The 24,917-nt window shown below is 38.6% G+C and carries 21 protein-coding genes; 12 read left to right on the top strand and 9 right to left on the bottom strand.

What is annotated here, in order from left to right; translation table 11 throughout:
* Positions 1–108: 108 nt before the first annotated feature.
* Complete coding sequence (locus tag NWP25_RS16210; protein WP_280650469.1) at positions 109–1,434, bottom strand: ABC transporter substrate-binding protein; 1,326 nt, start codon at positions 1,432–1,434, stop codon at positions 109–111.
* 72 nt (positions 1,435–1,506) lie between these two features.
* Entirely contained in the window at positions 1,507–2,592 is a 1,086-nt protein-coding gene (locus tag NWP25_RS16205; protein WP_280650470.1) for a glycosyltransferase, read from the bottom strand.
* Between the two features lie 423 nt (positions 2,593–3,015).
* Here NWP25_RS16205 and NWP25_RS16200 point away from each other — a divergent pair, with 423 nt between their 5' ends.
* Positions 3,016–3,780 (top strand): class I SAM-dependent methyltransferase, encoded by a 765-nt coding sequence (locus tag NWP25_RS16200; protein WP_280650471.1) that lies wholly within the window; start codon positions 3,016–3,018, stop codon positions 3,778–3,780.
* Positions 3,781–4,174: 394 nt separating this feature from the next.
* A complete protein-coding gene (gene dnaK / locus NWP25_RS16195) occupies positions 4,175–6,061 on the top strand; it encodes a molecular chaperone DnaK (RefSeq protein WP_280699782.1) in 1,887 nt (628 codons plus the stop codon).
* Positions 6,062–6,225: 164 nt separating this feature from the next.
* Here the strand turns inward: dnaK and NWP25_RS16190 are convergent, their stop codons facing one another.
* On the bottom strand, positions 6,226–6,510 hold the full coding sequence (locus NWP25_RS16190; protein ID WP_280650473.1) for a hypothetical protein: 285 nt from the start codon (positions 6,508–6,510) through the stop codon (positions 6,226–6,228).
* A 498-nt stretch (positions 6,511–7,008) separates the two neighbouring features.
* On the opposite strand from NWP25_RS16190, the gene NWP25_RS16185 reads away from it, so the two are divergent.
* From NWP25_RS16185 to NWP25_RS16140, 10 genes are all read left to right on the top strand, one after another.
* Entirely contained in the window at positions 7,009–8,373 is a 1,365-nt protein-coding gene (locus NWP25_RS16185; RefSeq protein ID WP_280650474.1) for a UDP-N-acetylmuramoyl-tripeptide--D-alanyl-D-alanine ligase, read from the top strand.
* Positions 8,374–9,550: 1,177 nt separating this feature from the next.
* Entirely contained in the window at positions 9,551–10,168 is a 618-nt protein-coding gene (locus tag NWP25_RS16180; protein WP_280650475.1) for a hypothetical protein, read from the top strand.
* A 48-nt stretch (positions 10,169–10,216) separates the two neighbouring features.
* Entirely contained in the window at positions 10,217–10,594 is a 378-nt protein-coding gene (locus tag NWP25_RS16175; protein ID WP_280650476.1) for a hypothetical protein, read from the top strand.
* A complete protein-coding gene (locus tag NWP25_RS16170; protein WP_280656599.1) occupies positions 10,542–13,289 on the top strand; it encodes a hypothetical protein in 2,748 nt (915 codons plus the stop codon). Before NWP25_RS16175 ends, NWP25_RS16170 begins: the two co-directional genes overlap by 53 nt.
* 114 nt (positions 13,290–13,403) lie before the next feature.
* Positions 13,404–14,171 (top strand): hypothetical protein, encoded by a 768-nt coding sequence (locus NWP25_RS16165; RefSeq protein ID WP_280656600.1) that lies wholly within the window; start codon positions 13,404–13,406, stop codon positions 14,169–14,171.
* A gap of 36 nt (positions 14,172–14,207) precedes the next feature.
* Positions 14,208–15,257 (top strand): hypothetical protein, encoded by a 1,050-nt coding sequence (locus NWP25_RS16160; RefSeq protein WP_280650479.1) that lies wholly within the window; start codon positions 14,208–14,210, stop codon positions 15,255–15,257.
* A gap of 105 nt (positions 15,258–15,362) precedes the next feature.
* Positions 15,363–16,187 (top strand): hypothetical protein, encoded by an 825-nt coding sequence (locus tag NWP25_RS16155; protein WP_280650480.1) that lies wholly within the window; start codon positions 15,363–15,365, stop codon positions 16,185–16,187.
* 43 nt (positions 16,188–16,230) lie between these two features.
* Complete coding sequence (locus NWP25_RS16150) at positions 16,231–16,911, top strand: hypothetical protein (protein WP_280650481.1); 681 nt, start codon at positions 16,231–16,233, stop codon at positions 16,909–16,911.
* Between the two features lie 36 nt (positions 16,912–16,947).
* Positions 16,948–18,519: a TrbI/VirB10 family protein gene (locus tag NWP25_RS16145; RefSeq protein ID WP_280650482.1), complete on the top strand. Its 1,572-nt coding sequence runs from the start codon at positions 16,948–16,950 to the stop codon at positions 18,517–18,519.
* A gap of 96 nt (positions 18,520–18,615) precedes the next feature.
* Positions 18,616–19,185, top strand: coding sequence for a hypothetical protein (locus NWP25_RS16140; protein WP_280656602.1), 570 nt, complete (start codon positions 18,616–18,618; stop codon positions 19,183–19,185).
* 9 nt (positions 19,186–19,194) lie between these two features.
* Here the strand turns inward: NWP25_RS16140 and NWP25_RS16135 are convergent, their stop codons facing one another.
* The 6 genes from NWP25_RS16135 to NWP25_RS16110 all read right to left on the bottom strand — a co-directional run bounded on the left by NWP25_RS16135 (position 19,195) and on the right by NWP25_RS16110 (position 24,771).
* Positions 19,195–20,505 carry an MFS transporter gene (locus tag NWP25_RS16135; protein ID WP_280650484.1) on the bottom strand — a complete coding sequence of 437 codons (1,311 nt, stop codon included), beginning with the start codon at positions 20,503–20,505 and terminating at the stop codon, positions 19,195–19,197.
* A gap of 247 nt (positions 20,506–20,752) precedes the next feature.
* Positions 20,753–21,664, bottom strand: coding sequence for a ferric iron reductase (locus NWP25_RS16130; RefSeq protein ID WP_280650485.1), 912 nt, complete (start codon positions 21,662–21,664; stop codon positions 20,753–20,755).
* On the bottom strand, positions 21,661–22,641 hold the full coding sequence (locus tag NWP25_RS16125; RefSeq protein WP_280650486.1) for an iron-siderophore ABC transporter substrate-binding protein: 981 nt from the start codon (positions 22,639–22,641) through the stop codon (positions 21,661–21,663). The genes NWP25_RS16130 and NWP25_RS16125 overlap by 4 nt, the downstream gene beginning before the upstream one ends.
* Positions 22,642–22,646: 5 nt before the next feature.
* Positions 22,647–23,021 (bottom strand): TroA family protein, encoded by a 375-nt coding sequence (locus NWP25_RS16120; protein ID WP_280699781.1) that lies wholly within the window; start codon positions 23,019–23,021, stop codon positions 22,647–22,649.
* 102 nt (positions 23,022–23,123) lie between these two features.
* A complete protein-coding gene (locus NWP25_RS16115; RefSeq protein ID WP_280699778.1) occupies positions 23,124–23,579 on the bottom strand; it encodes an ABC transporter substrate-binding protein in 456 nt (151 codons plus the stop codon).
* A gap of 160 nt (positions 23,580–23,739) precedes the next feature.
* Complete coding sequence (locus tag NWP25_RS16110) at positions 23,740–24,771, bottom strand: TonB-dependent siderophore receptor (protein WP_280699790.1); 1,032 nt, start codon at positions 24,769–24,771, stop codon at positions 23,740–23,742.
* Positions 24,772–24,917: the final 146 nt, after the last annotated feature.

Genomic DNA, 24,917 nt, shown 5'->3' with positions numbered 1-24,917 from the left:
TTGATTCTGTCGGGCTAGATGGGCTAGTAAATGTCAAAGCTTTCCCATTATCTAGCATCAATAGTAATTGTAGTTGTTACACTGCCAGAAAAAATTTTTTTCCGGCTTTTACTCCTTGTTCCAAATGAGTTCTAAACGTTCTTGGGCCAATTGCAAAGCTTTTGCTGGGGGTTGACCGAGCAAGCTGGCCTCAATAGCTCTACCTAGGCTGTCGGATAAACGACTATATCCGGCAATAATAGGTCTAGCGCCTGCTGTGTGTATTTGGTCAACAAAGACTTTTAACCAAGGTTTTTTTGCTGCATATTCCTGATAGGCTTGACTTTGGGACGACTTGAGGTTAACTGGTAAAAACCCTGTGCCAATACTCCATTCTGTTTGGAATTGTTCACTTAAAACATACTCTAAAAACTTCTGGGCTGCGGCTTGTCTTTGGGGTGTAGTTTTCATTACATACATATTTCCCGTCCCTGTAACTGTGGCTTGTGTGACACTTGCTGGGATGGGAAAAACATCATAATCAATGTTAGACTTAGTAATATAAGTCCAAGGTCCGGTAATTTGCATAGCCACACGACCGCTTAAAAAGGCATCCTCTTCATAACCCCGTTCTGGGGGTGAGAGTTTGGCTGAACGATCTTGCAATAGAAGGTCTTGCCAAAATTGTAGGGCGGCGATGGCTCCTGGGTTTGTCAGGTTGGGCTGATGATTGCTGACTACTTCCCCCCCAGCACTCAATAAAAAGGGAAACCAAGTAAATACAGTCCATTCGCCCTTACCCAAAGGTAGTAGCATTCCATACTGTTCTGGTATGCGATCTCCATCCCGGTCTATGGTGAGTTTTCTCGCGGCTACTCTGAGTTCTTCCCATGTCTTGGGTGTTTGGGTAATTCCTGCCGCCTGGAAAAGCTGTGGACGGTAGAAAATACCTATATTACTGGTATAAAGAGGAATTGACCAAAGTTGATTGTTGAATGTTAATTCCGCAAACAACTTGGGGTTGACTTCCGACTTACCTGGGAATGTGGCTAACCAATCATCTAAGGGGCAAATTGCTCCTAATTCCACTAACTGTCCGGTAATTTGGGGATAAAAGCTGAGAATATCCGGCGGGACATTCCCCACCACAGATGCAAGGATTTTAGGTAATTGTTGCTCTAGGTCTCCTGCAAAAATAGACTCTACTTGAATATCAGGATGAGTTTGATTAAATTTATCTACCAGTTTGTTAAACACATCGCGGTTAACCGGTGGATTAATTCCTTGCCATAGTGTCAAATGAATTACGCCATCATCTTTTTGTGCTAAGGGTTGACAACTGGATGAGATAATTAAACATACACTCAAAACAATTGTCAGAATTAATCGCTTCCCTACAGCAAAAATGAACTGGTGGAAAACACTGATTTCCTGTAGTGAGATGTTTTTTTTCATGCTGAATTAGTTAGCTGGATGGGGAAACTCGATGTAACTTTGCCAAAAATACTAAAAGCGAAAATATCTGTTTTATCCTAAGGGCAATTTTGCTCCTGAATGTTTAGCTAGACAATCATTCAGCCAAGTTTCAAATCTTTCTCCCAAACCGGCCAAAGAATAGGACGCTTCTGCCTCTTCTCGACAGTGACTGCGATTAATTTGCCCGAGTTTGGCGATGGCTTCTACCAGTCCATTAACACTGTCCGGCTCTACCAGCCATCCTGTTTTACCTGAATGGACAATTTCACTAGGTCCACCCCGACTATAAGCAATTACGGGTACACCGCAAGCCAAAGCTTCTATGCAGACATTACCAAAGGCTTCTACCCATCGGTGAGTCATTAATAAACCTCGGCATTTTCCTAATTCTTCCTGGAGTGCGGAAGTGGGTAAAAATCCCTCATAACTAAAGGGTGCTGAAGGAAACTGAGCTTTAATCCATTGCCAGTAATCACTATTTTGTAGTTTGCCCCAAATTTTCAGAGGAATCTGGGTTTTGTTCACTGCTGCAATGGCATCTTCCAGTCCTTTTTCCGGAGAGATACGCCCCATCCATCCCAAATATTCCTGGGGGTATAGATTACATTGATAAAGAGTCAGATCTAACCCATTTGGTAGACAGCGACAGGAGGAAGCAAAAGGAAAGGTTTGTGCTTGGGCGCGAGTACGCACTGCGATGGTTCCTGGGTAGCGTAAAGCTACAGCATTGATTACTTCATCCATAACTGTAGACAAAGACCCCATACATACTAAATGGGCTACAGGACGGTGGAAAAAAGGGGTAAGATAAAAGGGTAGCCAATCATAGGCAAAATTCAGCAAAATATCAAACTCTGACTGTAACTCCCTTGCCACTTCCCACATTCGTCCTAAAACACTGCCTGCGTTAATAGAAACTGGGGTTGTTCTTTCACAAAGTTGTGCAAGAGGGGGGGGTTCACCGCCAACTTCTATCACTTGGCCATGGGCAGACTGAGATCCTTGGGGTGCGATGATAGTAATACTATGGTTACGGTCACTTAAAGAGTGAACTACGTTTCTCACAGTTAATTCCAACCCCCCTCCTTCCCCGGAACCTAAAAAACCAACTGGTGTAGAGACACATAGTATACGCATGACGGTATGGGGTGTTAAGGCTAGCAATAAACAATATAATATATTTACTGGAAAACGGCCCAAAGCCCCTGGCTTTAGACACGGGGATCTAGGCGATTTGTGGCTGTAGCCGCGGAGAGTCTTGCTTTCCTATTGACCTTAGATGAATATACTGTATAATTTCTTTGGGGTGTGATGAATGGTTGTTCATTCCATTATGAGTACATTATCCCCGCAAATACACCAAGTCCTACCTACTCAATTCAGTGTAAATCTTTAACTAAAGCCAAGGAACAATACCCAGAATTAAAAAGTGTACATTCTCGGGTATTGCAGCAAACACTAAAAACACTGGAAAATGCTTTCGCTATTATTTTATTTGGTATAAATCTCCATTAGGCTTTGTTAATTCAGTTGCAAACATCTTCTAAATAAATTCCAGATATGAGTCAGAAAGTAACTGCCCCACCCTTCTTAAATGATTTTTTCCAAGAATCATTTATAATCAGGAAACATATACAAGAGTTTTTAGGTTTAGATTCTCAGACTCTAGAGTTAAAATTTAAACATAGTCAGCAAGAAATGGCTGACTTAGGTCATAAAGATTTTGACTGGTCAGAGGTAAAAGATTTTTATAGTGATAAAGTTGGAGAACTTTACCTATTTGAACTGGGCGCGTGGCATTTGGCGAGTCATGAATATATTGCAGATACCTTACGCTTAGTGGCAGATTATGCAATGGGCAAGGTTTTAGACTTCGGTGGTGGAATTGGCACTCATACAATTGGTGCAGCCCTTTCCCCTGCAGTGGAGCAGGTAATTTATTGCGATTTAAACCCCATTAACCTGGAGTTTGTTGAATATAGAGCCAAGCAAATGGGACTCAGTGATAAAGTGGTTTGTTGTTCAGATGTTCCTGAAGAAGTAAAATTTGATACAATAATCTCTTTTGATGTTCTGGAACATTTACCAGATCCCATCGAGTGTTTACTTGACTTTGAGGAATGGTTAAACCCAGAGGGTAAAATGATCTTAAATTGGTATTTTTTTAAGGGATTTAATCAAGAATACCCGATGCACCTAGATGACCCTGTAATTGTAGATAATTTTTTTCTCAAGCTGCAAGGTAAATTTTTAGAGGTGTTTCACCCCTACCATATTACTGCTCGTTGTTATCGAAAAAAAAGTCCTAAAATCCGCTCCCTCTAGGGGCTAGTAACTTTCAAGGATCAACGACTTTCTAGGTCCGTGAGTATGTCAAAAGAAGCTATCAATCTAATTAAACTGACGAGTTGTACGGTTATTGCGATGGCATTTAACGATAAAACCGAACCGATTCAACTTTGAGCTGGTCTAGTGTGTTAATTAGGAAGGTTGGAATAAAGCTTGATGAGATAAAAGATTTATTGAGGAAAAATACTGGTTGTCTGCAAGAACTCAAAGTTGAATATTAACCCGCCTAAGAGGGTGTTTGTCGATTTTTCTACTATGAAACCATCTGGAAACCTCTCTCTTACAAGGCTTTAAAACTCCCACCCCCAATATCCAGTGTCCTTTCCTCAACGCCACAATTGCTGAAACTGAAGCTAACGAGGAAAATTATATGCCAAAAGTAATTGGAATTGATTTAGGAACCACAAATTCTTGCGCGGCTGTTATGGAAGGTGGACAACCTTTAGTAATTGCTAATGCTGAAGGACAACGGGTTACTCCTTCTGTGGTGGCTCATATTAAGTCTGGTGAACGTTTGGTGGGTCAAATTGCCAGACGACAGGCGGTGATGAACCCAGAAAATACTTTTTATTCTGTAAAACGCTTTATTGGGCGGAAATATGAAGAAATTACCCATGAAGCTACAGAAGTTAGTTATAGGGTTTTACGCGATCCTAATGGTAACGTTAAATTAGACTGTCCCGGAGCAGGTAAGCAATTTGCACCTGAAGAAATTTCTGCTCAAGTTTTGCGGAAGTTGGTTGATGATTCAAGTAAATATCTAGGAGAAAAAGTTACCCAAGCTGTCATCACGGTTCCGGCTTACTTCAATGACTCCCAACGCGAAGCTACTAAGGACGCGGGTAAAATTGCTGGTTTAGAAGTTCTCCGCATTATCAATGAACCGACGGCAGCAGCCTTGGCTTATGGTTTAGATAAAAAGCACAATGAAACTATCTTGGTCTTTGACTTGGGTGGTGGGACTTTTGATGTTTCTATTTTGGAAGTAGGAGATGGGGTTTTTGAAGTAAAATCCACCAGTGGCGACACCCATTTAGGTGGTGACGACTTTGATAAAAAAATTGTCGATTGGTTGGCTACTGAGTTTCTCCGCAATCAAGGTATTGACTTGCGTAAAGATAAGCAAGCTTTACAAAGACTAACTGAAGCAGCAGAAAAAGCCAAAATTGAACTTTCGAGTGCCACTCAAACTAATATTAACCTTCCGTTTATCACCGCTACTCAAGCTGGGCCGCAACACCTGGATATGACGTTGACTAGGGCTAAGTTTGAGGAAATGACTGCTGACCTTTTAGACCGTTGTCGGAAACCTGTGCAGCAAGCATTGCAAGATGCAAAACTGAGTAATGGGGAAATTGATGAAGTTGTATTGGTGGGCGGTTCCACTCGCATTCCGGCTGTGCAAGAGTTAGTACGACGGATGATTGGCAAAGATCCTTGTCAAGGTGTGAACCCTGATGAAGTTGTGGCTATTGGTGCTGCTATTCAAGCGGGTGTGTTAGCCGGTGAGGTGAAAGATATCCTGTTGTTGGATGTTACCCCCTTGTCTTTGGGTGTGGAAACCCTCGGCGGTGTGATGACTAAGATTATTGAGCGTAACACCACTATCCCGGTGAAAAAATCAGAAATCTTTTCTACGGCGACTGATGGTCAAACAAATGTAGAGGTTCACGTTCTTCAAGGTGAGCGGGAACTTGCCAAAGATAACAAGAGTTTGGGTACTTTCCGCCTGGATGGTATTCCGCCAGCACCTAGGGGCGTACCACAAATTGAAGTGACTTTTGATATTGATGCTAACGGTATTCTTTCCGTGACTGCTCAAGATAGGGCCACAGGTAAACAGCAGTCGATTTCCATTACAGGTGCTTCAACTCTTGATAAACGCACTGTGGAAAATATGGTGCGGGATGCAGAAGCCCATGCTGAGGAAGACCGGAAACGCCGTGACCAAATTGATACTAAGAATATAGCAGATTCCTTGGCTTATCAAGCACAGAAACAGCTGCAAGACTTGGGTGATAAGGTCAGTGCTGAAAATCGCGGACGGGTTGAAAGATTGGTGGAAGATTTACGAGAGGCGATTAACCAAGATAATTTGGATCGGATGAAGTCTCTCACTACTGAGTTACAGCAAGCTTTGATGCAGGTTGGTAGTGCTGTTTATGCTCAAGGAGGTGTGGCTACCGATGGAAGAACTACAGGCGAAAGCCCTGGTGGTGAAGATGTGATTGATGCCGATTTCGTGGAAAGTAAATAAAATATGCATGATTTGAAGGCCTTGTAGAGACGTTATATGGAACGTCTCTATTTTCAGGTTAGCCTAAGAGGGTCTATTTGTGGACTCTTCAGAAATCCCCGGTTTTGTAAACTGGGGAAGCTTAAACAGTGGGCTCCCTATGGATCTGGTAAGGGGTATGTCTCTTAGTTGGGCATATTAGATTCTGGTGTGGTTAAGGTTTCTGGGTCTGTGGGATTTTCTGGGATACCGATTTCTGGGTCTGTGGGATTGTTTGAGTCTTGAGTAGGTGTGGTTGGTATGCCATTCTGACAACGGGAATTGAGTGGGAATTGCTCACACAGAAGTTTTAGTCCTTCTGGTGACAATTTGATTTCCCTTGATGAAGTACCGGATTCGGCTATGGCAATGTTGGCAGATAATGCCAATGTCAAAGCTGTACCAATCAGAATTAAATATTTTCCCTTCATTCTCAAATAAACCTCAACTGAACAGTCTATGTTTAGCCGCAATTATTTTATGCACAGATAGAGTAAAGCTAAAGGTTTGGTTACGAAAAATGTAACCAATTAAAACTATACAGTTTAGTTTTAATTTAACTAAAAAAAGTCTAAAAATAGATTAAAGAGCCTAAATTTAATCGATGTTGGAAAATTTGTGTTACTAATACTAATTGCCTATATAAGTTCAGTTTGATTGATGGAAAAATTAAGTATTTTACGGTGAGTGGGGATAAAATTTTTAGCCACTGAGATTAGGGCTTTGGTATGTTAATCCGCCTGTAAGTGTCGGTGGGTGTCTGGTCAAAAATCAAATAATCATCCTGGGAAAACTGTTATTGAATCAATATCTGCTTTTTTAATTGAGGATTTTTTGTTAAATATTAAGTACATTTTATTGGTAGAAGTACTAGAAAATTTGTATACTTTTTGTTTCACTAATTTAACCTTAAAAATCAGTTGATAACTATGTCTTGGTCTGCTACCATCTCCCAACTACTAGAGGTTCTTTGCGCCCAACCTGTCAATTTATCTGAGGCTGCTTTAAGACAGGTTACCAGCGCTATCCAAACAGATACCCGGATGATCAAAGGTGGTGAAGTGTTTTTGGCTTTACGGGGAGAAAAGTTTGATGGACACGATTTTGTCGCTACAGCCATCGCTCAGGGTGCTTTAGCCGCTATTGTAGATTGTGCTGATGAAAATTCTGGTTTACCTCTGTTGCAGGTGAGAAATACTTTAAAAGCATATCAGCAACTTGCTAGATGGTGGCGCGATGGCTTGAATATTCCGGTGATTGGGATAACAGGTTCTGTGGGGAAAACGACAACAAAAGAACTCATCGCCGCAGTTTTGGCTACTAAGGGAAGAGTTCACAAGACTTATGGCAATTTTAATAACGAAATTGGCGTTCCCAAAACCTTGTTAGAACTGAATACAGAACATGAATATGCTGTGGTGGAAATGGCGATGCGGGGTCGGGGGCAAATTGCTGAACTGACGCAAATAGCCCGTCCGAACATTGGGGTGATTACCAACGTGGGAACGGCACATATTGAGTTGTTGGGTTCTGAACAAGCCATTGCCGATGCTAAATGTGAGTTATTAGCGGAAATGCCTCAGGATGGTGTAGCTATTCTCAATCAGGACAATGCCCGATTAATGGCTACGGCGCAGCAAGTTTGGTCTGGGGATGTTTTGACTTATGGTTTTTCTGGTGGCGACATCCAAGGGCTGCTTATTGATAATGAAACTATCAAAGTTGGGGAAATGCAGCTACCTTTACCTTTACCTGGTCGTCACAATGGGAGTAATTTCTTAGCAGCTTTGGCAGTGGCGCGGGTCTTGGGAATTGAGTGGTGGAGGTTGGAAGGTGGTGTAACGGTGAATATGCCCACGGGGCGATCGCAACGTTTTACTTTGCCCAATAATGTGTTAATATTGGACGAAACTTACAATGCTGCACCAGAAGCTATGACAGCATCGCTGCAATTATTGGCAGACACACCAGGAAAACGCAAAATTGCTGTGTTGGGTGCAATGAAGGAATTGGGAGAGCGATCGCTGGAATTGCACCAAAAAGTTGGTGAAACAGTGCAGAGGTTGGAATTAGACGCTTTGCTGGTGTTAGTGGATGGCAAAGATGCCGAAGCGATTGCTCAAAGTGCTGAGGGTATTCCATCGGAATGCTTTACCAGTCATGCTGATTTACTAACCAAATTAAAAACATTCGTCCAACCAGGCGATCGTCTGTTATTCAAAGCTGCTCATTCCGTGAGACTTGATAGTGTTGTTAATCAGTTTCGTGGCGAATTTGTGGAATCAATTGACTAAATTGTAGTAATTATATTGCTTTTGTTGTTAACTCCCATAATCCCGGTGTAAATAAACCGGGATTTTTGTTTTTTGAAGATAGGTTAAGAAAAATAAAGTCCGCTAACGCGGACAGAACATAAGGGCTAATTGTTACCGATATTGGCAATATTTATGTCAGATGGCATTTTTATTTTTGTTGATTAAATTCAAAAAATCAAGATAATAGAATTAAATATTTAGACATAATTCCTGAGTCGAAGCTAGAAAATTGAAGGACAAATAAATAAAGTCCGCAGGGGCGGACTTGGAAAATTGGATAAGGTTAGGTTCTTAACAAGATGGACTACAACTTGTTAGAGGTTATCTTTATTCTTGATGAGTTATCTGAAAAAATCAACCATCTCCGAGATAATCTTTAGACATAAATCCAGTAATTATGTCTTCTTATACCTGAATAAATGCTAGGGAGAAAGTATAAAAATTAGTCATTGCTCCAATTTATGCGAAAGAAAAACCTGGATTGATTCTGTTCTTGTAAATCCTCATTCTGAGGCATGGTAATTTAATTAGATATTGATATGGACAAGATGGGATGCCCGGATGGCAGTGCCGAAGGTAATGGTTCATATGCCATTGGCAATGTATGCAAGATACCTGAGTATAGTTGATAGTTAAACTTCGCAGGTTTAGAAAACTGGTGATTTGTGAAGAGTCTACAAATATAGCTTCTTAGGCTGATGTGAGAACATGAGACTTCACAGTTTATGGAATTTTTAACTAAAAATTCCATAAATTACACATTTTTTTTATGGAAACAGCAGTGTATTCTACAGTTATCTACTGCTTACCCTAGTCCAAAAATTATACCAATCAGATATGAAATTCAACCCTGAGCAAAATTGTTAAGTATGAACACTAGCCTTCTGCCATTGCCAATTACCAGCGAGGTTATACATAAGGGGATTTATGACTTGCAGATCAAACCCTGAGAGTAGCCACAATAAATGCCAAGGCATATTTTAACTTAACCTTAAGGATTTATTAACATATTCTTAATAGAATGTAATACCTTGAACCCATATTATGTTCTGGTGACATAAATTTTTACTTAAGTATGAATTTTAGCTCAGTTTAAATGGTAAAACTTTTAAGAATGAATACAACTGATATTTGTTACAAATAATAAGGAAGGCAAATGTCTATAAAATCCAGTGTCAGAAGAATCAGCAAAGGTTTAACTGGTAGTGCAACGACAGTATCTGAAAAGTTGATCAGGACTTGGGAATCATGGCATCCTAGTATGGTGGAATCCATGCCCTTTTTCATAGCTTGTGCTGTGTTTTTAAGCGTAGTTAGCTTAAATAATCCCATCCTGCTTTTTTGTTTGCTAGGGGGTAGTTTAATAGCAATAGTGATGGAACAAATAGGGCAGCAAGTGCATTTACCAAAACGATGGCTTATACTATTACAAATCTTAGCAGTATCTGTCATTCTTTCTTTATTCTGGTTAGACTATTTTGCCGCACCTGCACAGGCACAATTTTTTGGCAGAGCTGAAAATTTTTTCCGAAGTACTTTATCGGAAGGTACAGGAGGCAATAATAATAGCCAAACAACAATCAGCTTAATATTCAATGTGTTAAGGTCAATTTATTTACTTTATATTGCAGTTTCTCTAATTGGTGTGATTAATGCATTGCGTAAAGATGAGGATTGGCAAAGTATTGCTAGAATTCCCTTGTTGGTAGTTGTCGCTGTTACTATTGCTGATGTCCTCACAGGGTTTGTAATCGGTGATACAAGCAGTAGATAGTTCATCTGTGTTGAGCAGATGAGTTAAAATTCCAGTTCAAAATTTTTTATGTCTGAAGAACGAAAGCCAGAATTTCGTCCAGTTAATCAAATTCTAGGATCACAACCATCATTAGGCCCAATTCCTGCTGACCAAATTTTTCCTTGGATTGTAATTATTTTGGCTTCTTACTTTGTGGTTAATGGAGTTTTTGGGGGGGTTTTTGCAGATGATGTCCAAAGATGGTTATGGACAGTATTAATTGCAGGTTGGGGGATAGCAACTTGGTGGATATTAACTGGTGGAAGGAGTTGGCGTTTTTTAAGCAAATTTGTCGGAGTTCCCACTTGGACAAGAGGCTTTGCTCGTTATCAAAGCTTGTTAGAAGTTAACCATGAAGCAAAAAATCGGAAAACAAAGTATAGACATCGCCGGAAAAGAAAGTAGATTAACACCATTTGAGGATGCTTTACATTTGGCGACAATGCTCCACATTTCGCTTGATAGTCGTGATATTGGCGCTTACATTTTAAATAAAGAAACCCAAAAAGATAGATTTTGTTTTGTTTTTGGTTTTGATTGTAGAGGTATTCATACTACTTTACGGAATGAACAAATAGAAACAATTTTTAATAACATTGAATCAGGACTAAAAGATATTCCTGAAGGTGAGAAAATGACCATTCACATGGGGTCTTTTAGTTCAGATGAAAAACGCCAAGCAGAATTAGGGGACTTGGTAAGGAGAACACCATCACGGGATATTAAGTACTTATTAACATCGGAAAGAGCTAGGGTTCAAGAACTTACTAAATCTGGGATTCGTAAGCCTAAATTTCTGAGAATTTATGTTACATACACCATTGAACCAAGTACTACAAATACGGATGATTGGATCGAGAAACTTTTAGCAAAAACTGAATTATGGTGGTTGAAATTTAAAGGGGAACTGGGAGAGGTTCAAAACCAGCGCATTGAAACTCTGATTATTCAAGCTTACCAACAAGGTTTTTGCCGTTGGGAACAGCTTTTATCTAACAAAATGGGGTTAGATGTGAAACCTTTAAATACTGATGAATTATGGGAACATATTTGGAAGAAATTTAACGATACACCACCTATAGAAATTCCCCAGTTGCTTCATTTAGATGAAAATGGACTGCATGAGCAAGTTAATTCAGAGTTAGCCAGTACAAAATTACTGGTAGAAAATATCCACAGTACAACTTTGCTGATGGAGTCTAGTGTACCCTGTGCTGATCGTCGTTGGGTTAATGTCAAAAATTGTTATGTTGGGGTGCTGACATTTTTGGAAAAACCGGGTGGTTGGCCGAATAAATTTGCTCAAATGCGCTATTTATGGGAATTATTAGCGAGAGAGGCGGTAGTAGATACAGAAATTTTTTGCGAGTTGACAGCTGCTAATCCAGCGTTAGTCAAAACTACTTTGCAACGAGTCCTGAAGCAGTCCAATATGACAGCACTCATGGCTCAAGAAAAAAGTAAAACTATTGATGTAAACGCTCAATTAAAGTTAAAAAAATCTGTAGCGGCGCAAGAACAATTATATGAAGGGGCAGTGCCGATATATACCAGTGTAGCTATTTTTGTTCATCGTCCTACTGTGGAACAATTAGACGCAGCTAGCAGATATATTGAAAATTGTTTTCAACGACCCGCCCAGGTAATTAGAGAAGTAGAGTATGCATGGAAAATTTGGCTACAATCTTTACCCATTGTGTGGGAAGGTTTGTTGGTAAAACCTTTTAACCGTCGCCTGTTATATTTAACGAGCGAAGTTCCGGGATTAATGCCTTTAGTGTTAACGAAAGCTGGGGACAGTGAAGGCTTTGAGTTGATTGCTGAAGAAGGAGGAACTCCCATACATCTGGATTTGTTTAACCAACACAAAAATTTAGCTTTATTTGCGACAACTCGTGCTGGTAAATCGGTTTTGGTTTCGGGGATTTTAACTCAAGCTTTAGCTCATGGAATTCCTGTGGTAGCTTTGGATTTTCCTAAACCAGACGGTTCATCTACCTTTACTGACTATACAGAATTTATGGAGGGGAATGGGGCGTATTTTGATATTTCCAAACAATCCAATAATTTATTTGAGCAGCCAGATTTGCGATCGCTGAGTGCCGAAGAGCAGCGAGATCGCTGGCTTGATTATGTTGGTTTTTTAGAATCAGCTTTAATGACAATGGTTTTAGGTTCATCCAGCGAAAATCAACTTTTGTCTCAAACCGTACGTTCCCTGATTAACTTAGCTTTAGGGGCTTTCTTTGCTGATCCAGGGATTAAAGAGCGATATAAACAAGCGATCGCCGAAGGATTTGGTAGTCAAGCATGGCAGAAAACCCCTACCTTAAAAGACTTTATGATGTTCTGTTCACCAGAACACCTGCAATTAGATGCTGTCAGTGGCAGATTAGATGACGCACTCAGTCAAATTCAACTGCGTTTAAGGTTTTGGCTTTCTAGTCGGGTGGGACAATCCATTTCCGCACCATCTAGTTTTCCCACCGATGCCAAACTTTTAGTTTTTGCTTTGCGGAATCTCTCAGATAATGAAGATGCAGCGGTACTTTCTTTAAGTGCTTATTCAGCAGCTTTACGACGTGCTTTAAGTAGTCCAGCTTCTATTTTCTTTATTGATGAAGCCCCAATTTTATTTGAATTTGACCAAATATCAGATTTAGTGGGGAGAATTTGCGCTAATGGTGCAAAGGCTGGAATTAGAGTCATTCTATCAGCACAAGACCCTGATACCATTGCTAAATCTAAAGCCTCATCGAAAATTTTACAAAATCTATCAACTAGATTAATAGGTCGTATTCAACCAGTAGCAGTGGATAGTTTCGTGAATATTTTAAAATATCCCCGCGATATTATTTCTCGTAATGCTACAGAAAGCTTTTTTCCTCGCAAAGAAGGTATTTACAGCCAATGGCTATTAGATGATCACGGTATTTATACTTTCTGTCGCTACTATCCAGGGTTTGAGCAATTAGCAGTAGTAGCTAACAACCCCAATGAACAAACAGCACGGCAAAAAATTATGCTACAACACAGCGATAAATATGAAGCAATTTCTGTATTTGCCCGTCAGTTGATAGCTTCGCTACGGGGGAGTTGAAATATGATATGAATGGATCGGCAAATGCAGCCAACGGCGCAAAGGTGGAAAGAATAAAATTTGAATGCCAAAGTTAGCAAGTCTTGATCAGGTTATTTTAGGGAGAAAGATAAGATGCAACGAATTACATTTTTTACATTGGCTTTTTCCTTCTTATTAGTCTTACCAGCAACGGCGCAATTAGGTAAGGTTTGGACTGACTTTCAATTGTACTCTGTGGATATGCAAAATTATCTGAGAAATAATTTAAGTGAAACTTTAAGACCTTTAGAAGTTAGAAGTCAAAATGCTCTCAGTAATTCCACAGGAGAATTGAGTATACCTAATCCGATAGAGGCGGGAAAAATTTTCCGTCAGGATATATTGTTTAACCCAGTGACAGATAGGTTTGAAAATAATCCAGTTCTTCACTCTAATTCAGTGAGTAATGAAATGAATCGGCTTATTACTTTTGGTTCTATAGAAAGTATTATGGGCAGAACTGGACAAATACGCTTAAAAACACAACTGCAAAATACTGAAACTATCATAGATAAAATTGCCCAACTTTCTGAAGAATCCGATAATATTTTCAATCAACTTATGAATACTATTAGTGGTGTGTCTGCGGGAGCTAATCCATTAGCTCCAGTTGAGCAAGATCAAGCAAATTTACAATTAAAAACTATTAGAATCCAACAAGAACAAGCAAAACTGATGAGTGCTAATCTGGCTCAGACAATACAAACAAATCAATCACTCCAATACTCTAACTTAAATTTAGCGAATATTTCCCAGCAAATGGAAGAAATGAATCGCTTGCGTAGAATTGATTCATCTACAGAGACAGCCAGACTGTTCCGTAGTGCTGCTCAAACAGATTTATTTGGCAGAGAAAAATAATTAATAGTTCTTTGTAAGCAAATACCCTTAACTAACATGCATCTGCAAATTTTGCAAATCTTTCCGGAAATTGGTATTAATGAGACTTTCGATAGTGGTGCTGCAACTGCTAGAAGCATGGCGGAAAGTTGGGATAATCAATGGCTAGATTTATTACAAAAAAACACCAGTAATAATATATATGGGGCACTAACGAATCTGGGTGTATTTTTTGCTGTAGGTACTCTGCTATTTTTTATGATGCAATGGCTCAAAGATGTTATATACAGTGAATATTCCCGCCCGATAACAGGTTTGATTTGGCCTTTGATAGTAGTAATTTTCTTAAGTAATACTGGCAACGGTAGTATACTTTCTACTTTGACATTGGGAGTAAGGAACTTTATCAACACAGTCAATCAACAAGTAGTGACGACAGCAGATGCTGAACAAGCATATCAGCAAGCACTAAATATGAGTTTGGCAGAAGAAATAGCTGGTTCTTTACTTCGTCCTTGTCGATCATTAACTGGTGAACAGCAAACCCAGTGTTTTGCCAGAGCTAGCGAACAAATAGACAACCTTTGGCGAGAATATCGAGATTTATACGGTAATAGAATTTGGATTCAAAGACTAGAAAATCAAGTAATATCGCTGAAATTTGGCACAGGAAATTTATCAGATACTAGCTTTAATTCTTTGTTAGGAAATACAATACAAACCAGTATCAAAAACTTTTTAATTTCTTTGCAATATTCGTTTCAAAATTTAATAGAAGCTACTATGTTGCTGATAGCAGCTTTGGGTCCATTGGCCATGGGTGCATCTTTGCTACCTGTAGCAGGAAAACCTATTTATGCATGGTTTACAGGCTTTTTAGCGGCGGGAATTGCCAAAATTTCATTCAATATAATTGCTGTTGTTACTGCGTCAGTTATTATCAACGGTCCAGCAGAAAATCCTAATGCTAATCCTGACTTAATGTGGTTCATAATTTTTCTGGGAATTTTGGCACCTTTGTTATCTTTGGTTGTGGCCGGTGCAGGAGGATTTGCTGTTTTCAGTGCAATTAATAATACAAATGCCCTGGTCAAAGATAGAATATAGAATTTTTATCTATGTAATCTGGGTAAAGGAGCTTTTGTGGTTAATCAATTCTTTCGTTACTTTTATATAAACTTGCACAATAATCAATGAGGTGAAAATGAGAAAATGACGAATTTACTTCAGAAAAGAAAATCAACTGGAAATGTGTTAACTGTATTTGCGATCGCTACTTTTATCTTGCATCTATCAGTGTTATTTTTATTCATCTTGCAAGGATTAAATATTCGCCAACTTAGTCTGAGAAAACCGCCTAACTTTGTACAAATGATTGATGGTGAACCAGTAGGTGCTGTTGATGATTTAGCCAGAGATCCCGAAGTAATTCGCCAATTTATCAGTCAAACTATGACGTCTATGTTTAATTGGTCTGGAACTCTACCGCAACAAAATGTGGCAGAAGTAGAAAAACCCCAGCCAGATCCAGGAATTCAGGTGACAACACCACAAGGAGGTAGACAAAAAGTTACTACTAGCAGTTGGGTAGCTAGTTTCGCCATATCAGAAGATTTTCGTAAAGGCTTTTTAGGTGCCATCGCTCAAATGACACCACCAGAAGTTTTCTCTAATAATCCTAGTCAGGTTATATTAGCAGAATTAGTGATCCAACGGATTTATCCTCCAAAACAAATAGCTCCTGGTAAGTGGCAAGTTGGTATGGTAGCTAACCTGATTCAAAAAAAACAGGATGATGATAGAAAAACTGTAACGCCGTTTAACAAAGATTTCCTCGTGCGTGCAGTGGATTATTTTCCCTACCCTATGGTTAACACTAGTACCGACATCCAAAAAGCAATTTATAGTAATCGTGCTAAGAAATTAGAAATTTACGAGATTCGGAATTTATGTTTACTCAATGACTATAGTAGTCTGAGCGAAGGTACATCAAGCCCCTGTGGAAATGAAGGAAATTCCCAAAGTTTTATCAGATAAATTTGCTCTTGAGCAAGTAATTTCATAGTTAACATAGTTATTTATGCAATTAGTCAAGCCAGAAACCAAAAAAAGTAGCATTTTGCCACTGTTAGCTGTAGGAACATTCGGTTTACATATATTTAGTTTGCTATTACTTTTGTTTCACAGTTCTATGATTGAAAATTTAAAACAGCAGTTAACACCTCAAAGTTTAGTGCAACTTGTTGATGGTCGGGTGATTACCGTAGGTCCTCAACAAAATGATGAAAGACATCCGGAGACAATTCGCCGTTTTGTGGGTGAAACTATGACCCTCATGCTTACCTGGTCACAGCAACAACCGCCACTCACAGTCTGGGAAATTAGTTCGCAACTTTTAGCGCCTGATTTGAAATCTAGGTTTCCGTCAGAAATTACTAACTTCAATTCCGCCGGGCAGTTAAGTAATGTGAGTCGGCAAAATGAATATGTATTAGTCATAAACAAAGTCTCTCAACCAATCAAAATAGGTAATGGTCAATGGAAAATAGAAATGCTTGCTAATCACTTAAATTTTAATAGTTCCAATAATCTGGGAACTTCAACTTCGTTCAACAAACAAATCTTAGTGCGAGCCATAGATCAACCAGCTACTTCACTCCCTGTCCAACCATTGCCGTGGCATTTAGCAGCTTACCGTCTTAGTGAAGCTAAACTAGAAATTTACCAAATATGTGACATTAAAGATAAAAACTGTTCTTGAAATTAAAACCTTGAAATTAAAACTAAGTAATACACCATGACTTCTTATTCAATTCATTCAGAACTTTCTACAAGATATCTAGTTACACCAATCCCTGAAAAGCAGGAACCAGAGGTAGAGTCTTTAGATTGGGAATCGAAAATGGCTAGATTAGTTGGCTTTGAAGAAGAATCTTCACCAGACAGCATTCATGTATTACCAGCAGACTCAGCTAGCTTAGAGTCTTTGGAGTCTCAGCCACAAGAAGTACCAACTGACCAATCTCTTTCATCTAATCCCTTTGCTAAGTTAGCTTTAGTAGGCGGTGCAACTTTGGCCATAGTGGTAGTGGCTGGTGCGTTTTTGTCCCAGCTGATGAATACGCGCAACCAACAGCCAAGAAACAATCCTGTTTCTTTAACAGAACCATTACCAGCAATAGATGAATCCCCGCAGCAAAATTTAGAGGAAGAAATAGAAATTCTCAAAACAAAATTAGCTCTTGCTCAACAAGTAGAGACCGTGACAGCAGCTCAACAAAATCTCAGAAATAGAGCAGCGTCGCGGGTAGAAACTCCACAGGCGAGAACAACCATACCAACACCCGTACAAACTACTTCTACTCCTAGGGTGGTGACTGTTGAACGCATCGTTGAAAGGCCAGCTGCTTCACCAGATCCTGTCTCACCCATTGCTGTAGCTCCCGTGCTTCCGCCAGCACCTGCACCTGCACCTGCACCTCCAATTATCACCCCACAGATTCCACCTTCTCCACCAAACCCCCTGGATGAATGGATGAGGTTAGCTAAGTTAGGTAGCTACGGGGAGGTCAACGCCACCGGTCAATCTAGAGTGAATACAACTTTATCTGTACCAGAAAGTAACACAAATGCACGAGTCCAGAGAACGAACTCTAGCTTTGAACCAACGCCACCAGAGGAAGATATTCTAGTCGGCCAGACAGGCTCACAGAGCGCCAAATCTATCAAAGTAGGGAGTAGTGCTAAAGCGGTATTAGCAACAGCTGTTTTCGGGGAAACTACCAGGTCAAGAAATAATCAAACTAATGAAGACAACAACGTGTTTGTTTTGCGTTTGACAGAACCATTAAAATCAGTGGATGGTGCGATCGCTTTACCTGCCAATACTGAGTTATTGACAGAAATTACTTCTATTTCTGAACAAGGACTATTACAGTTGAATGTGGTCACAGTGGTTGCAGAAAATAACGGCGAACTCCTAGAAAGAAATTTACCCAAAAATGCAATTATAGTTCGCGCTCCCCAAGGTAAACCTTTAGTAGCAAATCAATATCCCAATCAAGGTTCATCTATAGCAGGGATGGATTTAGGACTATTTGTTTTGGGAGGTATTGGTAAAGGAGCCGAGTTGTTTAATCGTACTGAATCCCAAGTTACCATTGAGGGTAGTAGCACAGTAGTGACTAATACTAATAATAGACGTAATATCCCGGCTGGAATTTTAGAAGGTGGTTTAAGCTCTATAGTTCCGCAAATTTCCCAACGCAACCAACAGGCAATCTCTCAAATGATGCGGCAAACTAATGTTTGGTTTATACCAGCTGGCAAAGAAGTGGAAATATATGTCAATAGAACAATTCAGTTGTAATTGGTAATTCGTAATTGCTGGTATTGGTAGAGATGTGACTATTCACATCTCTACTAAATATGGTAAATATTTTTGCTCATTTATCTGTTTTTAGCTATGAAACACTTTAAGTTGATAAAAACAATACTTAAATATCCTCATGTCTTGCCTTTGACTTCTCTGATTTTCTCGGGTGCAATCTTATTATTTACAGGCGGAGCTTTGGCTAGTAATGCTGTTTTGCGTTCGATGTTTTCTTGCCAGGCTCAAGGTTTAGGCGGAGTTGTACCTACTATCAATGTTTCCTATCAGCAAGGTACAAATTTAAGCTTTTTGCCAGCTGGTGAAACAATTAAAAAAGTTTGGTTAAATGACCCGTCACAGGTAACTATGGATTTTGATGGGCCTATGTGTATACAGTTTGGTGGAGAACAAAAATTGAGTTCAGGAAATTGTGAAAAATCCTCGGCAAATGTGATTCAACTCCGGCGAATTAAAAGACTAAATATTCCTGGACTACCTAAAATGGACAATACACTTTTAACGGTGATTACTGATGACCAAGGTAGAAGTAAGCTCTATACCTTTAGAATAATATATCAAGACACTGCTCCTGGATACCACACTCTAGCTATTTATCCTGATCCCGTTTCCGGGGAAGCTGCTTGTGCGGGAAATTTTCAGTAGTAGTTTTATCTACTCATGATCAGGTACACTGTTTTCAATATCCTGCACTAAGGGGACTGTCAACCCGATTAAACCAACGAGTAACATAAACAAGGCACAAATTACATACAACAGCGCGATTCCTGCACCAGTACCAGTGCCAAATAATCCTCCTAAAAGATGAAAAAGACCACCCCCTACACTCAAAGCAGGTGCAAATACATTATCCGCCAAGGGACCTGCTATTAAGTAGGCGATGGCAGAAGCTATCTGTAAAAGTAGCGATCGCACCCCAAAAACTCTTCCTTGCAGATTAGGCGCAACTTTTGCTAACCAAATAGCATTATTTGAACTGCCATTTAAAGGAAAATGAAAAGAAGAACAAAATTGTGCCGGAATCCAAACCCAAGGAGTTCTACCCAAACCAAACACTATTTTACTGATACCAGCACCCATCATCCCCCATAAAACACCTTTGATTTTGCGTTCAAATCCACCCCAAGTGCTGACAATTATTGCACCTGTTACACCACCACAACCCGCAGCCGAAGCTAAACTTCCCAATATTAAGGTGTTATTATGAGTGTGTGATAAAATCATTGGTGCATACAAAGAATCTCCTATGTCATGGGGTAGCCAAAATAACAAGTTCACTATTAATAGTGCTAATAAACTTTTTTGGCCAGTAACGTAGCACCAACCAAAACCTAAATCTTGCCAAATGTTAGTTATTTTTTCAGTTTTTTTTGTCGGCGATGGTTGAGGAATGTTGATGAAAAATAAAGTGGAAATCGCTATAAAAAAAGTAAAAATATCAATCAACCAAACTCCCAGAAAACCAATAACTGTATAAAGAAAACCGGCGAAAGCAGGTGCAATAATTTGACTCCCATAACTTGACACAAATTCCATACTGCTAGCGCGGGTGTAATGTTCTTTAGGAATCATTAGTGCCACTGAAGCAGAATAAGCCAAATATTGAAATTGATTAAAAGTCCCGACAATAGCCCCTGTCAGGTAAAAGTGCCAAATTTGTAAATTATTGGTGAGGTACAGCAACAAAATTATAATTGTGCTGGCAACGGCAACTGTATCACCGACCATCATCAGCAGTTTGCGGTTAAAGCGGTCTACAATTACACCACTGATGGGGGTAATAATAATGCTGGGAAGTAAACTAAAAAAACCCACCAACGTTAGGGTACTGGCTTTACCTGTAATGTCCCATGCCCAAATTTCAATTGCAAAGCCGGTCATGCGGCTACCCATAGTGGAAACTAGTTGACCAAGCCAGATCATGAAAAAATTACGCATACTGGCAGAGTTTGGTTGTTGTGACATTTTGATGTGAAAGAAGTGGGTAAATTTTTTTATAGCAGTTCCCATACTCATGAGGTACAAAGTTTTTTACTTTTAGGCAATAGGGACCAGGGAACAAATTGGTGTGTACTTCATTAGCCTAGGAAAGGCTATATTAATGCGGCTATAGCAGATAAATTAAGTACAAATATCAATGGTAAAAATCTGGTGTGGCAAGCAAGATACCTGCCCTTGTCTACGTGGCTCAGATGAAATTATCTGTATGAATTTAATCAGGTTCTGTCATGTATTTTTTCATTTGGGCAATTCGTTCCTGTGGTTTTAATAAAGGACAGTTTGTGCATTTTTGATCATAAGGAGGAATCAAAGCATATAAACAACAGGTAAGACGGACCGTAGTTGTGGCGGGTAACCCAGGTTCATTAATTTGTTCGGTGCGGACTAAATTATAAAGTGGGTTAGGTCTTGGCATAACTGAATTATTCCGTTGTTCATATAAAACCAAATAATCTGTTTTTATTGATTCTGAATTTGTACATTTACTAATTTCCGCAAACTGTCTTTCTGAAGCATTTACCGCATTACCCCACATAGTTTTTTTAGAAAGTTTAGTTAAACTATGGACTCGTTCTATCATGGGTGCAAAATTGCACTGGAATAAGCTAGTAAATACTGCTTTATGTAAATTTTCTACACTATCGACTATTTTGCCTGGATAATCTTGGGGAATAGGGATAGGTAATCTTGGCGGATAAATTACTGTACCACTTAAATCATGAAACCATAATGCCTTGGGTTCACCGTCTTCCAACACAAAACTCACATTATCAATTTCTGAATTTAACCCAATTCCCGCCCAAGTCATCAAAGCTAACACACCCGGTAATGTTTTCCAGCTATAAACTTTGTTCCAAATAGAAGCAGCAATGCGAAGATCTTGACTTTTTTGGTATATATCGCTGGTTTGCCATTGAGATAAAAGTCTATCTGGTTGTAGATAATCATTAACTGAAATCACCTCAACACCATCAGGAGGGTGAGTCAAAATTATGAGGTCTGTATAAAAACTATCTAAATTTATTTGAGCAAGAGTAAATATTTTTAGTAAAAAATCCAGCATATTATTAGCTATTTCCTGAGATGTTGACAGTGTTTGTATATTTTTAGAATCGACTATCATGATGCTTTTACTAAAAATGTAAACAAATCATCTAAAATGGCATTGGCTGAAATAATATTTCCAAAAATCCAGTAACTTGAATCAACAGTATAAACTCGTTGATTTTTAACTGCTTTCAGATTTTGCCATAGTTGACTATTTTGATATTTTTGCAAATTCTCTTCCGCGCCGGGATCTAAGACAATAAATAAAATATCAGCATTGATTAAATCTAGGCGTTCTAAACTAACTGAAACTAGAGGTTGATTTTCATTAGTAGTAAGTTGATTTTGAATTTCTGGTATAGGTATTCCTACCTCTGTGATTACACTGCCAGGAAATGAATATTTAGTGCGGAATTCTGTAAATTTGTTGCCAGCATAAAAGCGACTCACAGAAACAGTTTTTCCTTTGAGTTTATGACTTATAAACCTGCGTAACTTTTGAACTCGTTGGTGATATTCCTCAAGTAATTTTTGTGCTTTTTCACTTTTCCCTGTGATTTCAGCAATACGTGAGAAAGCATCTTTCCAGGCATTTTGAACATAATCAAGTGTAACTGTAGGTGCTATTTGGGACAATAATTTGTATTCCTGAGCACCCATAGAAAAACCCAAGATTAAATCTGGATTTAACTGCACCATTTTTTCTATGTTTGGTTGATTATTTTTCCCTAAAGAAACTATTCCCTCAGCTTTTTTACCCAACTTTGGTATCATACTACCTGCAATATTTGGCTGTATTGCTGCTATTGGTTTTAAGTCCAGTGCTAACAAGGCTTCCATAGAGGTTTCATCTAATGCGATGATGCGTTTCGGTTGTAAAGGAATGCAGCTTTCCCCTACAGGATGTGTGATGACTTTACATTCAGATATTGCTAATTTTGTCTGATTTGAATTTGTAATTTGATGATGATTGTCATAACAAGCCCTAACTAAAATTACGCTTATTAGGAAAATCAAGACTAATTTGATAGGGTTATATAATCTTTTTTTCATTATTTTTATGGACTTTCTAACAAATATTTAACAAGGTCGTCTGAAATGGCATTTGCTGATATGATTTTTCCAAAAATCCAGTAACCTGAATCAACAATATATACTCGATTATTTTTAACTACATTAAGTGTTTGCCATAAAGGACTATTTTGATATTTTTGAAAGTTTTCTTCCGCACCTGGGTCTAATGCTATAAACATAACATCTGACTCTAACAAATTTACACTTTCTAAACTCACATTGTTATAACTGACATTGGCATTATTACTAAGTTGACGTTGTGCTAGGGGTACGGATAACTTTAATTCCTGTAAAATGCTAACAGGAAATGATAATTCATTCAAAAATTGTGTAAATTGAATGGTTGTGTAAAATCGCATTACAGAAATTTCTGTATTTTTGATGTTGCGAGCAAAAGCAATTCTTAATGTTTGAATTATTTGTTGATAAAATTCTAATCTTTTTTCTGCTACTTGATTTCTTTAAAGTATTTTAGCAACCTGTAATAAAGTTTCTTTCAACCCTGTTTCTGTATAATTTATGGACACTGTTGGAGCTATCTGAGAGAATAGTTGATAATTTTCATCACTGATAAAAAAATCTAAAATCAAATCTGGATTTAACTGGATTATTTTCTCAATGTTGGGTTGACTTTCTTTGCCTAAATCAATAATTTTATCAATATTTTTTCTTAAGATATATCCTTTATTACCTACCCGGTTAGCTGTAGTTGCTGCTCTAGGTTTTAAACCCAAAGCTACTAAAATTTCTAAGCTTTCTTGGTCAGTTACAATTATGCATTGGGGATATTGAGTAAGACAACTCTCTCCTAATTCATGCTTAATAATTCGACATTCGGATTTGATTAATTGGGATTTTAAGGATAAAACTTTTTGATTACAAAAGCTATAAAAACCCTTTAAAGGTATTACAGACATGGTTATTGTTAAAAACAATTTTAGGTAATAAAACCATTTTCTAATCATTGAATAAATGGGTGATAAATTGGGTAATAAAACAGCCCTCATACCATTCAAGGGCTGTATATAAGTTGTCATCAATCTCAATCAAAGATTATCCATGAGAGCAATTTGTAAATTAAAGTTCCCAGCCCAATGTTAATTTTACTGTGCAGGGTGCACCGTAAAAAACACGTAAGCGGTTTTCAGCCATTTCAAAATATTCAGTATCAAACACATTTTGTAGGTTAAGAGCGGCTCGGAAATTATTTCGGCGATAAAATAATGCTGCATCAGTGCGTAAATAACTAGGCAATCTAAAGGTATTGTTTAAATCTCCCTCCCTTTCTCCTACATAAAAGAGTCCTAAACCAAAACCTAAACCTTGTAGATTTCCTTTTTGAATTTCATAGGTATTCCACAAACTAATAGTGTGTTCTGGCGCGTTATTAATGCGGTTTCCAACTGGAATATCATTGTCTTTAGTTACCTGTGCATCATTGTACGCATAACCACCAATTATTTTCCATCCAGGTAGTATTTCACCAACAATATCTACTTCAAAACCACGACTTCTTTGTTCCCCGGTTTGGATGGAGAAATCCGGATCTCTGGGGTCAGTAGTAAGCACATTAGAGCGTGTAATTTGATATACAGAAACTGTTGATGAAAGTTTATCTGTCCAATCAAATTTAGCTCCTAATTCATATTGTGTACCTCGCTCTGGTTGAAATAAACCTCTATCAAAAGTTGTGCCTGTTACCTGCTCAAATGAACTGCTGTAGTTAGCATACAGTGAAACTAATTTGCTTGGCTGATAAACTATACCAACGCGGGGGCTAAATGCTGTATCTTCTTGAAATAAAATCACATTTCTTTCTGAATCTTCTTGTTTTTGATTCACAATATCCAAACGCCCCCCAATTACTAATTTAAAATTGTCAGATAGGGAAATTTGGTCTTGTAAATAAAATCCTAAACCCTCTTGAGTAAATGGCTCATTGGGAAATTCAGTAAGTACATCACCGATGTTTTGTGAACCGTATACGGGATTAAATAAATCTAGAGGATTAACTTGAACACGCTGAGAAGTACCTTGAAATACCTCTCTAGATAAATCAAACCCAAATAATAGTTTATGTTTGAGATTTCCAGTATTGAAGTTACCAATCAGGTCAGAAATGTTGAATGTCTTTACAAAAGTTTACATAGTTAGATATAGTAGTCCTATCAAAGGTGAAAATGTCAACATCTCATAATATCTTCCATCCAATGAACATAACTGATTTGTTGACACATACAAGCTTGAAGGTAGCG

It is taken from the genome of Umezakia ovalisporum Ak1311 (assembly GCF_029891685.1).
GTDB classification, from domain to species: Bacteria; Cyanobacteriota; Cyanobacteriia; order Cyanobacteriales; family Nostocaceae; genus Umezakia; species Umezakia ovalisporum.
This window is presented reverse-complemented; position numbering and strand designations above follow the sequence as displayed.

What these genes read in the sequence shown, in the direction of transcription:
- NWP25_RS16210 (WP_280650469.1), bottom strand. Translation starts at nt 1,434, where the DNA reads ATGAAAAAAAACATCTCACTACAGGAAATCAGTGTTTTCCACCAGTTC.
- NWP25_RS16170 (WP_280656599.1), top strand. Translation starts at nt 10,542, where the DNA reads ATGAAGCAAAAAATCGGAAAACAAAGTATAGACATCGCCGGAAAAGAA.
- NWP25_RS16125 (WP_280650486.1), bottom strand. Translation starts at nt 22,641, where the DNA reads ATGAAAAAAAGATTATATAACCCTATCAAATTAGTCTTGATTTTCCTA.
- NWP25_RS16145 (WP_280650482.1), top strand. Translation starts at nt 16,948, where the DNA reads ATGACTTCTTATTCAATTCATTCAGAACTTTCTACAAGATATCTAGTT.
- NWP25_RS16130 (WP_280650485.1), bottom strand. Translation starts at nt 21,664, where the DNA reads ATGATAGTCGATTCTAAAAATATACAAACACTGTCAACATCTCAGGAA.
- NWP25_RS16175 (WP_280650476.1), top strand. Translation starts at nt 10,217, where the DNA reads ATGTCTGAAGAACGAAAGCCAGAATTTCGTCCAGTTAATCAAATTCTA.
- NWP25_RS16185 (WP_280650474.1), top strand. Translation starts at nt 7,009, where the DNA reads ATGTCTTGGTCTGCTACCATCTCCCAACTACTAGAGGTTCTTTGCGCC.
- NWP25_RS16115 (WP_280699778.1), bottom strand. Translation starts at nt 23,579, where the DNA reads ATGTCTGTAATACCTTTAAAGGGTTTTTATAGCTTTTGTAATCAAAAA.
- NWP25_RS16180 (WP_280650475.1), top strand. Translation starts at nt 9,551, where the DNA reads ATGTCTATAAAATCCAGTGTCAGAAGAATCAGCAAAGGTTTAACTGGT.
- dnaK (WP_280699782.1), top strand. Translation starts at nt 4,175, where the DNA reads ATGCCAAAAGTAATTGGAATTGATTTAGGAACCACAAATTCTTGCGCG.
- NWP25_RS16120 (WP_280699781.1), bottom strand. Translation starts at nt 23,021, where the DNA reads ATGCGATTTTACACAACCATTCAATTTACACAATTTTTGAATGAATTA.
- NWP25_RS16150 (WP_280650481.1), top strand. Translation starts at nt 16,231, where the DNA reads ATGCAATTAGTCAAGCCAGAAACCAAAAAAAGTAGCATTTTGCCACTG.
- NWP25_RS16190 (WP_280650473.1), bottom strand. Translation starts at nt 6,510, where the DNA reads ATGAAGGGAAAATATTTAATTCTGATTGGTACAGCTTTGACATTGGCA.
- NWP25_RS16155 (WP_280650480.1), top strand. Translation starts at nt 15,363, where the DNA reads ATGACGAATTTACTTCAGAAAAGAAAATCAACTGGAAATGTGTTAACT.
- NWP25_RS16160 (WP_280650479.1), top strand. Translation starts at nt 14,208, where the DNA reads ATGCATCTGCAAATTTTGCAAATCTTTCCGGAAATTGGTATTAATGAG.
- NWP25_RS16165 (WP_280656600.1), top strand. Translation starts at nt 13,404, where the DNA reads ATGCAACGAATTACATTTTTTACATTGGCTTTTTCCTTCTTATTAGTC.
- NWP25_RS16205 (WP_280650470.1), bottom strand. Translation starts at nt 2,592, where the DNA reads ATGCGTATACTATGTGTCTCTACACCAGTTGGTTTTTTAGGTTCCGGG.
- NWP25_RS16135 (WP_280650484.1), bottom strand. Translation starts at nt 20,505, where the DNA reads ATGTCACAACAACCAAACTCTGCCAGTATGCGTAATTTTTTCATGATC.
- NWP25_RS16140 (WP_280656602.1), top strand. Translation starts at nt 18,616, where the DNA reads ATGAAACACTTTAAGTTGATAAAAACAATACTTAAATATCCTCATGTC.
- NWP25_RS16200 (WP_280650471.1), top strand. Translation starts at nt 3,016, where the DNA reads ATGAGTCAGAAAGTAACTGCCCCACCCTTCTTAAATGATTTTTTCCAA.